The following is a 12,411-nucleotide window of genomic DNA, read 5'->3' as shown; positions in this document are numbered from 1 at the left end:
GGCCGCGAGGTCACGAGCCCGGCTGGCGGGCACCGGACCCATACTGCCCTGTGTCGTTCCGGCCTCGGCCCTCGCCCCGGAGCGGTGGGTACCGGTAGAACTCCGGTGTGCGGAGTGCGTATGTGATCGGGACTCGCGACACCAAGCACGCCGAGATCGACTTCGTGGCGGACCTGGTGGCCGCGACCGGGGTCGCGGTGTGCCGGATCGACGTGTCCACCGGGCCCGGCCCCGCGCCGGCCGGTGGCGACGTGAGCGCCGCCGAGGTGGCGGCCCACCACCCGGACGGCGCGGCGGCGGTGTTCACCGGTGACCGGGGGAGCGCGGTGGCGGCGATGGCGCTCGCGCTGCGGGTGTTCCTGCTCGCCCGGGCCGACGACGTCGCCGGGGTGCTCGGGCTCGGCGGCTCCGGGGGGACGGCGCTGGTCACCCCAGCGATGCGGGCGTTGCCGGTCGGGGTGCCGAAGGTGATGGTGTCGACCGTGGCGTCCGGCGACACCGCGCCCTACGTCGGGGCGAGCGACATCGCGATGCTGTACGCCGTCACCGATGTGGCCGGGCTGAACCGGATCTCCCGGGTGGTGCTGGGCAACGCCGCGCACATGCTGGCCGGTGCGGTCGCCGCCGGGCCCCCGCCGGCCGGCACGGATCGGCCCGCGGTCGGGCTGACCATGTTCGGGGTGACGACGCCGTGCGTCACCCGGGTCCGGGAGCTGCTCGGCGACGAGGTGGACGCGCTGGTCTTCCACGCGACCGGCTCGGGCGGTGCGTCGCTGGAGAAGCTGGTCGACGACGGCCTGGTCGACTCGGTGCTGGACCTGACCACCACCGAGGTCGCCGATCTGCTGGTGGGCGGTGTGATGGCGGCGGGCGAGGTCCGGCTCGACGCGATCGCCCGCACCGGGGTGCCCTGGGTCGGGTCCTGCGGGGCACTCGACATGGTCAACTTCGGGGCGGTCGCGACCGTGCCGGACCGGTTCGCCGGGCGGCTCCGCTACGAGCACAACGCGAACGTCACGCTGATGCGGACCACCGTGGAGGAGAACCGCGCGATCGGGGAGTGGCTGGCGCGCAAGCTGAACACCTTCACCGGACGCTGGCTGTTCCTGCTCCCTCTGGGCGGGGTGTCCGCGCTGGACATGCCGGGCCAGGCGTTCCACGATCCGGAGGCGGACGCGGCGCTGTTCGCCGCGATCGAGTCCGGTGTGGCCGGGACCGGCCGGGTGCGGCGGATCCCGCACCACGTCAACGACCCCGAATTCGCCGACGCGGTGCTCGCCGCGTGGCGGGAGGTGCAGGAATGAGGCGGTTCACCCGCTCCGAGCTGATGGAGCGCTTCGCCGGGATGGCGGCGCGCGGCGAGCCGATCGTCGGCGGCGGCGCCGGGACCGGCCTGTCCGCCAAGTGCGAGGAGGCCGGCGGGATCGACCTGATCGTCATCTACAACTCCGGCCGCTATCGGATGGCGGGTCGCGGGTCGCTGGCCGGGCTGCTCGCCTACGGCAACGCCAACGAGATCGTCGTCGAGATGGCCGCCGAGGTGCTGCCGGTGGTCCGCCGGACGCCGGTGCTCGCCGGCGTCAACGGCACCGACCCGTTCCTGCTGACCGACCGGTTCCTCGACGAGCTGGCCTCGCTCGGTTTCGCCGGGATCCAGAACTTCCCGACGGTCGGGCTGATCGACGGCGTCTTCCGGGCGAACCTGGAGGAGACCGGGATGGGCTACGGGCTGGAGGTCGACCTGATCGCCGCGGCCCGGGTGAAGGAGCTGTTGACCACGCCCTACGTGTTCTCCGCCGAGCAGGCCCGCGAGATGGCCAGGGCCGGCGCCGACATCGTCGTCTGCCACATGGGGCTGACCACCGGCGGGGCGATCGGCGCGGAGACCGCGAAGACCCTCGACGACTGCGTCGAGCTGGTCGACGACTGGGCGGCCGCGGCGCGTGAGGTCCGCGACGACGTGCTCGTGCTGTGCCACGGCGGCCCGATCGCGATGCCGGAGGACGCCGCCTACGTGCTGTCCCGGACGAAGGCCTGTCACGGCTTCTACGGGGCGTCCTCGATGGAACGGTTGCCGACCGAGCAGGCGTTGACCGCGCAGACCCGCGCCTTCAAGAACGCGCTCGAACGGTGATGGCGTCCAAGCGGCCCGCGCCGCCGCCGGGTGGCGACTGGCGGCGGCGGATGCGGGTCCGCGGGGGGCGGCTGCAGCACGCGATGGCCCGGTTCGGGGCCCTGATCATCGGTGGGCTCGCGGCCTTCGGCTTCGGCCTGCTCGGCATGATCGGGATGGCGGTCTCGGAGGAGCCCAGCACCCTCGACGGCGTGCCGGGCGCGATCGCGATCCTGCTGGTGATGGTGATGTTCGTCGGGATCCCGGCCGGTCTGCTGGTGGGCCTGCCGGTGCAGCTCGCCACCCGCGCCTGGCTGCGCTCGCCCAGCCCCGACGAGCTGGCGGCGATGCGTGCCGCGCAGGGTCAGGCCCGGCCGGTGCAGCCGCCAGGGCTGCGTCCGGGCAGCTGGTGGGCCGGCGCCTACGAGGACTGCGTGCGCGCGGTGACCGCCTATCACGCGGTCGTGCGGACCACCCCGGACGGCCCGGCCCGCAGCTGGTTCGCCGACGTCGGGCGGAAGCTGGACTGGCAGCTCGACGAGGCGCTGCGGCTGGCCGTGCTCGGCGAGAGCCTGGACGCCGGGCAGGCCCCCGGCGGGCCCACCGCCGTCACGATCGCCGCACGGCTCGAGGAGGCCCGCGCCGCGTTCGGCCAGACCACCGAGCAGGCCGCGTCGATCGCGCTCGACCTGCGCTCGGCCACCGGGTTCGCCGACGTCCGTGCCCAGCTCGACACCCTCGCCGCCCAGGCGCCGCACCTGCGCACCGAGACCTGACCGCTCCCGAGGAGGAGACACGATGCCCCGCCCCTATTCCAGTGCCGTGATCCCCGTACCGCTGGCCGAGGTCTGGCCACACGTGCGCGACTTCGGCGGTATCCACCGCTGGCACCCGGCGATCGACTCCTGCGAGCTGACCCGCGGCGCGTCCGGCGCCGAGATCGGGGCGCAGCGCCGGCTCGTGCTGGGCGACGGCGGTGTCGTCGTCGAGGAGCTGCTGGCCCTCGACGAGCGCGGGCACGCCGTCACCTACGAGATTCTGGAGTCACCGTTCCCGGTGCGCCGCTACGTCTCCACCCTGCGGCTGGCCCCGGTCACCGCCGCCGGGCACACCTTCGGTGAGTGGTGGACCGAGTTCGACGCCGACGCGGCAGCCGAGGGTGAGCTGGTCGAGCTCTTCGCGAACGGGGTGTTCGCGACCGGCCTGGAGGCGCTCGCCCAGCGCTACGCCTGACAGCACACCCGCGGCCCCGGCTTTCGTGTGGGCTCCGGTTTTCGCGCGGGGGCCCGGCGGCCGCACGGTTTTCCGGTGTTCGCACTGGGTCGTGGTGTTCGCATGGGATCGGATCTCGTGCGAACGTGGCGATCCCGTGCGCATGCTGGTTGGCGCGCGGCCCCGATGCACTGCGCGGCCCCGATGCACGGCGCGGTCTCGGTGCACGGCGTGGTCCCGCACCGCGCGGCCCCGGTGCACTGCGCGGTCTTGGTGCGCTGCGCGGCCGCGGTGCACTGCACGCCCGCGGTGACCGCGCGGCTTCGGTGCGCCGGCGGGGCCGGGTCGGGGCTCGGTTCTGCGACTGTCCCGCGCATGCGTAGGACTGGCATGTCGCGCAGCCGCGGTGCGTCCGCGTTGCGCGGGAGCGATCGCACCGGCACCGGCACCGTGCTCGCGCAGGACCGGCAACCCGCACGGAGTCGGCACAGCCGCACGGGATTCCGGCGTTCGCACGGGATCCGATCCCGTGCGAACGCGTCGATCCGGTGCGAACGTGGCGACCCCGTGGAGTCGGCGACCCGGTGCGGACGTGGTTATCCCGTGCGGCCACCGGAGTCCCGTGCGAGCGCGTCGGTCCGAGCGGGTGCGGCGATCCGATGCGGACACGTCGATCCCGTGCGGACGCCGGAGTCTCGTGCGTACGTGGCGACCCAGTGCGGGTGCGGTGGTCCTGTGCAGACCCGCCGGGCGCCGGCGGCCGTGGTGCGGCCGGGACACCGGGACACCGTGGTGGGGCGCCGGCGCGTCGGTGCGGTGGGGTGCGCGGCGCGGGGACGGTCACCAGCCTCGGAGGTCCACCGGCCAGCTGTCGAGGACCTCGGCGTCCGGGCCGTCGCCGTCGACCACGTGCATCCGCTCGTGCAGTGCGACGGTCGGGTCGACGTGCGCGGGCACGATCCGGATCCGGTCGCCGGGCCGGGGTAGCGGGGTCGCGGTGAAGGTCAGGTGCTCGTCGGAGCAGAACCACACGTCGGCGCCGGGCACGGTGGGATTGCCATGGTCCATGCCGAAGGCCTTCAGCCCGGCGTCCGCGACGGCCCAGCCCGGCATGTCACCGGCCGGTGGGGTCGCCGATACCACTGTGGACAGCACCGTGAGCGACTGCCGGAACGTCAGCCCGGCCGCGGTGTAGGCGGTGTCCATCAGCGCGTACGAGCCGGCCTGGATCTCGGTGCAGGCGGTGTTCATCGTGTGCGTCCCGGTGCCGCCACCGGAGATCACCTCACCGCCGACGTCGGCGTGTGCGGCGAGCAGCCGGTCGGTGCACTCGGTGGTGAGCCGGGCCCGTTCGGCCTGGTCGGCGAGCATCTGAAGGTGCCCCTCGTAGCCCATCACGCCGCGCACCCTCAGTCCGGCGGCGCGGGCGGCGTCGGCGAGCGCACCGGCCCGGTCCGGTGCGATCCCGCAGCGCGGGAGCCCGATGTTGACGTCGACGAGCACCTCGCGGATCCCGCCGTCGACGGCCGCCCGCAGCGTCGCCTCCGAGTCGATCGCCAGGGTCACCCGGGCACCGGAGTCGACGACGGCGCCCAGCCTGCGGGCGTCGAGCACCTCGTTGGCGAGCAGCAGGTCGGCGCCCAGGCCGGCGGCCGCCATGCCCTCCACCTCGCGGACGGTGGCGCAGGTGAAGCCCTGGTGGCCGTGCGCCAGCTGCCGGGCGGCGAGCGCGGTCGTCTTGTGCGCCTTGACGTGCGGGCGCAACCGCGGTCCGGGCAGGACGGCGGCCATGTCGGCGAGGTTCGCCTCCAGTGCGCCCGCCTCGACGAGCAGCGCGGGTGTGGTCAGGTCGGCGACGCGCACGGCACTCCCAGTACCCGGTCGAGATAGGGGTTGCGGAACCGGCCCTCCGGGTCGAGCCGGTCGCGCACGGCGACGACGTCGTCGTACGCCGGGTAGCGGGACCGCAGTGTCGGCGCGGTCATGGTGTGCAGCTTGCCCCAGTGCGGGCGTCCGTCCAGTGCGGCCAGCACCGGTTCGACGGCACCGAAGTAGGTCTCGTGCGGCCGTCCGGCCCGCACGTGCACGGCCAGGTAGGCGGTGTCGCGGCCGTACGCGGTGGCAAGCGGGACGTCGTCGGCGCCGAGCACCCGCACCTCCACCGGGAAGGTGACGCCGTGGCCGTGCCGGGCGGCGGCGGCGCGCAGACCGGCGAACGCCTCCGGCAGCGCCGCCCGCGGGACGGCGTACTCCATCTCCAGGAACCGGACCCGGCGCGGGCTGCAGAACACCTCGTAGGACCTGCCGGTGTAACCGCCGGCGGGCATCCGGCGGGCGAGGATCCCGTTCAGCCGGGGGACCAGCGGCGGGGCCAGCTCCCCGGCCCGGCAGGCGAGGCCGAACCCGGCGTTGCCGAGCAGCTCGTCGCCGATCCAGGCCGCTGCCCGGCCGCGCCCCGGGGTGTCGTCGCCGGTGCGGTCGTTGACCTTGAGCACGGCCAGGTCGGTGTGTGGGAACCAGTAGAACTCGACGTGGTCGTGCGCCGCGGTGAGTGCGTCGAGCCCGTCGAGCACCTCCGGCAGCGGGCGCACGGTCTCGGTCGCGCGCAGCCGGAACGCAGGCACGGTCCGCAGGCTCACCTCGGTCAGCACGCCGAGGGCGCCGAGCCCGATCCGGGCGGCGGCGAGCTCGTCACCGGCGGGGCGCCGCACGGTCCCGTCGGCGAGCACCAGCTCCACGCCCTCGACCTGCGCGGCGATGCCGCGGTACCCGGCGCCGGTGCCGTGGGTGCCGGTGGAGATCGCACCGGCGACGGTCTGCGCCTCGATGTCGCCGAGGTTGGGCAGCGCCCGGCCGAGCTCCCAGAGCCGCCGGTTCAGCGCGTGCAAGGTGACCCCGGCCGGGACGTGCGCGGTCTCGCCGTCCAGCCGGATCCCGCTCGGGTCCGACGGTGCCGCGATCGCGACCCCGTCGGCGACCCCGACGCCGGTGAAGGAGTGGCCGCTGCCGACCGCCTTGACCCGCAGGCCCTCGTCGGCGGCCGCGCGGACGGCGTCGGCGACCGCACCGGTGTCGTGCGCGCGGACCGTGCGGACCGGCCGGGTCCGCTGGTTGCCCGCCCAGTTGCGCCAGGTGCCGTTCACGGCCCCATCCTGCGTGGGCGCGGCGGTCGTTGACCACCCCGGCCCCGTTTCGCCGGACGGAAGGGGCGTTGCCCGGCCCGCGCCGATCGGGCATCGTCGATTCGCCCGCCGCGCGGACAGGTCGGCGGTGTGGCCCGACGGCGAGGGAGCCGCTCATGACCACCGCGCAGGCCCCGGTCTACCCGGCGGACGTCTACAGCGACGACGCTCTGCACGATCCGTACCCGCACTACCGGGCGATCCGGGACCTGGGACCGGCGGTGTGGCTGCCCGAGCACGGGGCGTACGCGGTGGGCCGCTACGCGGACGCCCGCGCGGTCCTGCTCGACGGGGAGACGTTCCGGTCGGCGCACGGGATCGCCCTCAACGAGCCCGCGAACGACGCCATCCTCGGCTGCACCCTGGCCAGCGACGGCGAGCGGCACGCGCACCTGCGCCGGGTCGTCGCGCACCGGCTGACCGCGCGCTCGCTCGCACCGATCCGGGAGGCCGTCACCGCCGGAGCCGACGCACTGGTGGACGAGCTGGTCGCCCGCGGGTCGTTCGACGCCGTCACCGATCTCGCGCAGGCGCTGCCGCTCTCGGTGGTGCCGGACTTCATCGGCTGGCCCCGCGAGGGGCGCGAGCACCTGCTGCGCTGGGCCGCCGCGAACTTCGACTCGTTCGGGCCGATGAACGCCCGCACCGAGCGGGCGCTGCCGCAGTGCGGGGAGATGGCCGCGTACGGCTCCGAGCTGGTCCGCACCGGCAACGTGCTGCCCGGCAGCCTGGGTGCCGGCGTGCTGGAGTCGCGGGATCGCGGCGACATCGACACCGAGCAGGCGATGATGCTGATGCTCGACTATCTCGCGCCGTCGCTGGACACCACGATCAGCGCCGTCGGCAGCGCGATCTGGCTGTTCGGGAACCACCCCGAGCAGTGGGACCGGGTACGAGCCGATCCGCGGCTGGTGGCCGGCGCGGCCAACGAGGTCGTCCGGCTGGAGGCCCCGGTCCGCGCGTTCGGACGGATCACCGTGCGGGACACCGAGATCGGTGGAGTTCCGATCGCCGAGAGCTCCCGGGTGCTGGTGATCTACGCGTCGGCCAACCGCGACGAGCGCCGCTGGGACCGGCCCGACGAGTTCGACGTCGGACGGCCGGACTCGGCACAGCAGCTCGGCTACGGCTACGGCGAGCACGGCTGCGCCGGGCAGGCACTGGCCCGGATGGAGATCGAGGCACTGCTGGCCGCGCTCGCCCGCTCGGTGACCCGGTTCGAGCTGGGCACCCCGCAGCGCGCGCTGAACAACGTCATCCGCGCGTTCGGTTCGCTCCCGGTGCGGGTGCTCACCGGGTAGCGCCGACCCACCGCAGCACCCGGTCGGCGACCGCCCGCGGCTGCTCGAAGTACAGCGCGTGCCCGCATCCTGCGACGGTGTCGGTCCGGGCCCCCGGTATCGCCGACGCGTAGGCCTGCCCGTGCTCGCGCGGGATGATCTCGTCCTGCTCGGCGAGCAGGACGAGGGTCGGCGCGGAGATCCGCGTGAGCCGGCCGGGCAGCTCCGGGTCGTGCAGCGGGGGCGCGTCGGGCAGGGCCCTGGCGAACCGGGCGGCGGCAGCGGCGTCGCGTGCGGCTCGGGCGAGTGCCGGCGCGGACCGCGGCGCCGCCAGCACCTCCTCGGCCCGCCGGGGATCGAGGTAGAGCGCCCGTACGACCCCCTCCGGGCCCAGCCCGGCGAGATCGGCGGGCGGATGCTCGGGCAGGTGCAGCCCGGCCGGGGCCATCAGCACGAGCCGGCGGACCCGCTCGGGCGCGAGGCTCGCCAGCTGGGCGGCCACCCAGCCGCCGAACGAGGCTCCGGCGACGTCGACGGGCCCGATCCCGAGCCGGTCGAGCAGCTCCAGGTACAGCCGGGCGATCCCGGCGGTGTCGGTGACCTCCGGCAGGTCGTCGCTGTGGCCGAACCCCGGATGGTCGGGGGCGATCACGTCGACGGCCGCGGAGAGCAGCTCCAGGTACTCGTTCCACTCCCCGGCACCGCCCGCCGCGTGCAGCACCAGCAGCGGGGCGCCGCTCCCGTGGCGCAGCAGCGCGATCCGGCCGGAACCGATCGGGACGTGGATACGGGTGGGCTCCGGCACGGGTGCCTCCTGGTCAGGTTCGGACATCTGGCCGCCTCGTGGATGGTGTGCCGGGCGCACACCGGCGACAAGGGCGGTTGCCGAGCGGCGGAAGTCCGGCCGGTGGGCCTTTCGCCGGGCGGGACGGGCCTCGTGCCGGCCGGTCCGGCGGTCCTAGCGTCGGCCGGGACGGAAACGGGGGAGCCGATGACCGGAACCACGCCCAGCACCGCCGACGGGGCCGTCCGAGCCGCCGCCGAGCCGGACGAGCCGACCGCGGAAACCCTCCTGCGCACCGTCGTCGAGCTTCGTCCGACGCTGCTCGCGGAGCAGGCGGCGACCGAGCTGCGGACCCGCTACGCACCCGAGCTGCACGAGCGGTTCCGTGCCGCCGGGCTGTACCGGGTGCTGCAGCCGCGCCGGTTCGGCGGGCTGGAGCTCGATCTGGAGACGTTCGTCCGGCTGCAGCGGGAGATGGCCCGCGGCTGCCCGTCGACGGCGTGGTGCTGGGCGCTCGCCACCAGCCACGCGATGCAGCTCGGCTCCTACTTCCCGGAGTCCGCGCAGCAGCGGATCTTCGCCGGTGGCGACGTCCGGTGCGCCTCCTCGGCGTCGGGGCCGGTGCGGGCGGTCCGGACGGGCGAGGGATGGCGGCTCGACGGCACCGTCCGGTACTGCTCCGGGATCCCGTACTCGACCCACTTCCTGGGCCAGGCGTTCGTCGACGGGGACCCGGAGCGGCCGCTGGTGTTCGTCGCGCCGCGATCGGCGTGGACCGTGCTCGACGACTGGGGCGACGTGCTCGGCCTGCGCGGCAGCGGCTCGAACGGGATCGTGCTGGCCGATGCGGTGATCCCCGCCGACCAGGTCGTCGAGGGTGCCGGGCTGGTCTCGGTCGACGTCTCGGGCGGCACACCCGGCCTGGAACTGCACGGCAACCCGCTCTACGCCGGACGCGCGCTCGCCCCGTTCACGGTGTCGCTGGCGGCGCTGGCCGTGGGCGCGGGTCTCGGCGCGCTCGACGAGTTCGGACGGCTGATGCACAGCCGGGGCACCGCGGTCCCGCCGGTCCGGCCGCGGATCGACGACCCGGACTTCCAGCGCTGGTACGGCACGGCGCTGAGCCGGCTGGCGGTCGCGGACGCCGTCGTCCTGCGTTGTGCACAGGAGCACGCCGAGCTGAGCGCGCGGGGCGCCGCCGGCGCGGAGCCGTACGGGGAGCACGACGAGCTGCGGCTCACGGTCGTCGCGCGGGAGGCGATCGTCGCGGCCTGGGAGGCCGTCGGCACCCTGGTTCCGGTGGTCGGATCGAGCGCGCTGAGCTCGGGGGAGCGCTTCGAGCGGGCCTGGCGCGACCTGTCGACGATCGCGGGGCACCGCAACACCGGGTTCCGGGAGCCGATGTACCGCCGGCTCGCGCAACTGGAGCTGGGGCTGTCGGCGGGTTGACCGGCCACCGGCGGTGGCCGAGGATCGGACATGTGTCCGATATGCGGTGGGGTGCATGCCTCACCGCCGCCGTCGCGAAGGAGAACCCGTGCCGCTTCCCGTGCTGCCCACGTCGTTGGTCGGGAGCTACGCCCAGCCCGAGTGGCTGATCGACCGTGCCCGGCTGGCCGATCGGTTCCCGCCGCGGGTCCGGGCCAAGGAGCTGTGGCGGCCGGCACCGGAGCACCTCGCGGAGGCGCAGGACGACGCGACGCTGCTGGCGATCCGGGCCCAGGAGCAGGCCGGGCTCGACATCGTCACCGACGGCGAGATCCGCCGGGAGAGCTACTCCAACCACTTCGCCACCGCGCTGGAGGGGGTGGACGTGGACAACCCGGGCTCGGCTCTGGACCGCAGCGGGCACCCGAACCCGGTCCCGCGGATCACCGGGCCGATCCGGCGCCCGGCGCCGGTCCAGGTGGCGGACGCCCGGTTCCTGCGGGAGCACACCGGCCGGACGGTCAAGATCACCGTGCCGGGGCCGTTCACGATGAGCCAGCAGGCGCAGAACGATCACTATCCCGATGCCGAGGCCGCGGCGATGGACTATGCGGCGGCGGTGAACGCCGAGATCCGGGATCTGCACGCGGCGGGTGCGGACGTCGTGCAGATCGATGAGCCGTACATGCAGGCGCGGCCGGATGCGGCGCGTGCCTACGGGCTGGCGGCGTTGAACGCGGCGCTCGAGGGTGTCTCCGGGACGACGGCGGTGCACATCTGTTTCGGGTATGCGGCGATCATCCACGAGCGTCCGGAGGGGTATTCGTTCCTGCCGGAGCTGGCCGGCTGTGCGGTGGATCAGATCTCGATCGAGACGGCGCAGTCCGGGCTGGATCTGGGTGTGCTGCAGGACCTGTCCGGCAAGACGATCATCCTGGGGGTGATCGACCTGTCCGATCCGCAGGTGGAGACGGCGGAGGTCGTCGCGGACCGGGTGCGGCGGGCCTTCCCGCACACGACCCCGGACCGCATCGTGCCATCCACCGACTGCGGGCTGAAGTACCTCCCGCGGGCGACGGCGGAAGGCAAGATGCGGGCGCTGGTCCAGGGCGCCGCGCTGGTCCGCGCGGAGCTCTGAGCAGGACTCAGCGCTCGATGCCGCCCGGCCGGTCGCCCTCGGGCTCCTGCGGCACGGCCCGCACCACCTGTGCGCGGTCGTCGTACGTGCGCTCCGGGAGCGCACGCATCGCCTCGAGGGTCTTCTCGTCGGCGTCGCGTTCCCGGGCGTAGTCGAGTACCTGCTGCCGGGTACGCGGGAAGTCGGCGCCCTGCAGGGACTTGGCGACGCGGAGGTCGTCACGGTAGGTCATCGATGCTCCTCGGTGTCGGTGTGCGCGGTGTCGGTGTGCGAGGCGTCGTTGCGCCCGCCGAATCCGCGTACCTCGTGGGCGGCGGTCGAATCATCCTGTCCGCCACGCGTGTCGAGCACCGGGTGCGGGACGCGTGCGCCGATAGGATCGGCGGTGGCCCGGCCGTCCCCGGGACCGCCGTTCGACGAACTCCCGGGGAGCGCGCCACCGTGATGACCAGGTGATGGGCCGGACCCACGCATTGTCCGGGGCCGTGCTCGGGCTCGCCGTGTGCGCCGCCGTACCGCCGCCACCGGTGCTGGTCCCGCTCGTGGTGGTGGTGTGCGCGGTGGCGGCGTTCGCGCCCGATCTCGACCATCCGAACAGCACGGCGACGCGGGCGCTGCCCCCGATCACCTGGCTGCTGAGCCGGCTGATCCGATGGCTGTCCCGGCTGCTCACCGGGATCTCGCACCGCGGCTTCTCGCACTCGCCGGTGTTCGCCGCCGGGATCGGCCTGCTCGCCTGGTGGGCGACCGGTCTCGTGCTGCCCGGCGACACCGCCGTGTGGACCGGGATCGCCGCGGGCGCCGGCTGCTGGATCGGGGCGATCGGCGACGAGCTGACCTCGGCCGGGAACCGCTTCGCGTTCTGGCCACTGGCCCGGATCCGGTGGCCGGACGTGCTGCGGTTCCGCACCGGCGGGCGCGGCGAGCACGTCGTCGTCGCGCTGCTCACGGTGACCGGGGTCGGGCTGGTGACCGGATCCTGGGCGTGGTGAGGACCCTCAGCGCTGCCGCTCGAACGTGACCAGGATGCCGTCGACGCCGCCGGGGCCGATCCGGCCCTTCACCTCGACCGAGGTGATCGCCTTGAGCTGCCAGCCCTTGGATGCGTGATCGTTGAGGATCCGCTCCAGCTTGTCGCCGGACATCTTGCCGCCGATGAGGCCCTCGCGGAGCTCGACCACCTTGTACTCGTACATGCGTGGTGAACGAGTCCTGTGCCGGAAGGGTTCCCGCCTGCGGGGCGGTGGGTGCAGCAGACCGGATGACGTGGCTGT

13 protein-coding genes are annotated in these 12,411 nt (G+C 74.2%); 8 read left to right on the top strand and 5 right to left on the bottom strand.

Translation table 11 applies throughout. The annotated features are described in order from the left end of the window. Window positions 1–107: 107 nt before the first annotated feature. Genes Pdca_RS22655 through Pdca_RS22640 form a run of 4 tightly spaced genes read left to right on the top strand, consistent with a single transcriptional unit; the run spans window position 108 to window position 3,346 of the window. On the top strand, window positions 108–1,304 hold the full coding sequence (locus Pdca_RS22655; protein ID WP_085915581.1) for a Tm-1-like ATP-binding domain-containing protein: 1,197 nt from the start codon (window positions 108–110) through the stop codon (window positions 1,302–1,304). Next, window positions 1,301–2,134 (top strand): phosphoenolpyruvate hydrolase family protein, encoded by an 834-nt coding sequence (locus Pdca_RS22650; protein WP_085915582.1) that lies wholly within the window; start codon window positions 1,301–1,303, stop codon window positions 2,132–2,134. Before Pdca_RS22655 ends, Pdca_RS22650 begins: the two co-directional genes overlap by 4 nt. Continuing rightward, the gene (locus tag Pdca_RS22645) at window positions 2,134–2,889 is read left to right on the top strand and encodes a hypothetical protein (protein ID WP_085915583.1); all 756 of its coding nucleotides are present in this window, start codon (window positions 2,134–2,136) and stop codon (window positions 2,887–2,889) included. Before Pdca_RS22650 ends, Pdca_RS22645 begins: the two co-directional genes overlap by 1 nt. Before the next feature lie 22 nt (window positions 2,890–2,911). Continuing rightward, the gene (locus Pdca_RS22640; protein WP_085915584.1) at window positions 2,912–3,346 is read left to right on the top strand and encodes an SRPBCC family protein; all 435 of its coding nucleotides are present in this window, start codon (window positions 2,912–2,914) and stop codon (window positions 3,344–3,346) included. An 819-nt stretch (window positions 3,347–4,165) separates the two neighbouring features. Here Pdca_RS22640 and Pdca_RS22635 read toward each other — a convergent pair. Continuing rightward, window positions 4,166–5,188: an alanine racemase gene (locus Pdca_RS22635; RefSeq protein WP_085915585.1), complete on the bottom strand. Its 1,023-nt coding sequence runs from the start codon at window positions 5,186–5,188 to the stop codon at window positions 4,166–4,168. After that, window positions 5,170–6,468 carry a D-arabinono-1,4-lactone oxidase gene (locus Pdca_RS22630; RefSeq protein ID WP_085915586.1) on the bottom strand — a complete coding sequence of 433 codons (1,299 nt, stop codon included), beginning with the start codon at window positions 6,466–6,468 and terminating at the stop codon, window positions 5,170–5,172. The genes Pdca_RS22635 and Pdca_RS22630 overlap by 19 nt, the downstream gene beginning before the upstream one ends. A 155-nt stretch (window positions 6,469–6,623) precedes the next feature. Between Pdca_RS22630 and Pdca_RS22625 the strand changes: the two genes are divergently transcribed. Continuing rightward, window positions 6,624–7,808, top strand: coding sequence for a cytochrome P450 (locus Pdca_RS22625; RefSeq protein WP_085915587.1), 1,185 nt, complete (start codon window positions 6,624–6,626; stop codon window positions 7,806–7,808). On the opposite strand, the gene Pdca_RS22620 is transcribed toward Pdca_RS22625, so the two are convergent. Further along, window positions 7,798–8,619 carry an alpha/beta fold hydrolase gene (locus Pdca_RS22620; RefSeq protein WP_125911524.1) on the bottom strand — a complete coding sequence of 274 codons (822 nt, stop codon included), beginning with the start codon at window positions 8,617–8,619 and terminating at the stop codon, window positions 7,798–7,800. The two genes, Pdca_RS22625 and Pdca_RS22620, sit on opposite strands and share 11 nt — an antisense overlap. 159 nt (window positions 8,620–8,778) lie before the next feature. Between Pdca_RS22620 and Pdca_RS22615 the strand changes: the two genes are divergently transcribed. Continuing rightward, a complete protein-coding gene (locus Pdca_RS22615; RefSeq protein WP_158092292.1) occupies window positions 8,779–10,020 on the top strand; it encodes an acyl-CoA dehydrogenase family protein in 1,242 nt (413 codons plus the stop codon). Between the two features lie 88 nt (window positions 10,021–10,108). Further along, window positions 10,109–11,137: a 5-methyltetrahydropteroyltriglutamate--homocysteine methyltransferase gene (locus tag Pdca_RS22610; RefSeq protein ID WP_232021126.1), complete on the top strand. Its 1,029-nt coding sequence runs from the start codon at window positions 10,109–10,111 to the stop codon at window positions 11,135–11,137. Window positions 11,138–11,144: 7 nt separating this feature from the next. Here the strand turns inward: Pdca_RS22610 and Pdca_RS22605 are convergent, their stop codons facing one another. After that, window positions 11,145–11,369, bottom strand: a complete 225-nt coding sequence (locus Pdca_RS22605) for a DUF2795 domain-containing protein (RefSeq protein WP_085915590.1) — start codon at window positions 11,367–11,369, stop codon at window positions 11,145–11,147. A 223-nt stretch (window positions 11,370–11,592) separates the two neighbouring features. On the opposite strand from Pdca_RS22605, the gene Pdca_RS22600 reads away from it, so the two are divergent. Further along, complete coding sequence (locus Pdca_RS22600) at window positions 11,593–12,129, top strand: metal-dependent hydrolase (protein WP_085915591.1); 537 nt, start codon at window positions 11,593–11,595, stop codon at window positions 12,127–12,129. Window positions 12,130–12,135: 6 nt separating this feature from the next. Here the strand turns inward: Pdca_RS22600 and Pdca_RS22595 are convergent, their stop codons facing one another. Next, the gene (locus tag Pdca_RS22595) at window positions 12,136–12,333 is read right to left on the bottom strand and encodes a DUF4177 domain-containing protein (RefSeq protein ID WP_085915592.1); all 198 of its coding nucleotides are present in this window, start codon (window positions 12,331–12,333) and stop codon (window positions 12,136–12,138) included. Between the last annotated feature and the right edge of the window lie 78 nt (window positions 12,334–12,411).

It is taken from the genome of Pseudonocardia autotrophica, assembly GCF_003945385.1.
Classification (GTDB): domain Bacteria; phylum Actinomycetota; class Actinomycetes; order Mycobacteriales; family Pseudonocardiaceae; genus Pseudonocardia; species Pseudonocardia autotrophica.
The sequence above is the reverse complement of the archived record's forward strand: the minus strand, read 5'-3'. Positions and strand labels throughout refer to the sequence as shown.

Bases quoted from the DNA above. Each gene is read 5' to 3' on its own strand.
- Pdca_RS22625 (WP_085915587.1), top strand. From the start codon at position 6,624: ATGACCACCGCGCAGGCCCCGGTCTACCCGGCGGACGTCTACAGCGAC.
- Pdca_RS22640 (WP_085915584.1), top strand. From the start codon at position 2,912: ATGCCCCGCCCCTATTCCAGTGCCGTGATCCCCGTACCGCTGGCCGAG.
- Pdca_RS22620 (WP_125911524.1), bottom strand. From the start codon at position 8,619: ATGTCCGAACCTGACCAGGAGGCACCCGTGCCGGAGCCCACCCGTATC.
- Pdca_RS22615 (WP_158092292.1), top strand. From the start codon at position 8,779: ATGACCGGAACCACGCCCAGCACCGCCGACGGGGCCGTCCGAGCCGCC.
- Pdca_RS22595 (WP_085915592.1), bottom strand. From the start codon at position 12,333: ATGTACGAGTACAAGGTGGTCGAGCTCCGCGAGGGCCTCATCGGCGGC.
- Pdca_RS22645 (WP_085915583.1), top strand. From the start codon at position 2,134: ATGGCGTCCAAGCGGCCCGCGCCGCCGCCGGGTGGCGACTGGCGGCGG.
- Pdca_RS22650 (WP_085915582.1), top strand. From the start codon at position 1,301: ATGAGGCGGTTCACCCGCTCCGAGCTGATGGAGCGCTTCGCCGGGATG.
- Pdca_RS22605 (WP_085915590.1), bottom strand. From the start codon at position 11,369: ATGACCTACCGTGACGACCTCCGCGTCGCCAAGTCCCTGCAGGGCGCC.
- Pdca_RS22600 (WP_085915591.1), top strand. From the start codon at position 11,593: ATGGGCCGGACCCACGCATTGTCCGGGGCCGTGCTCGGGCTCGCCGTG.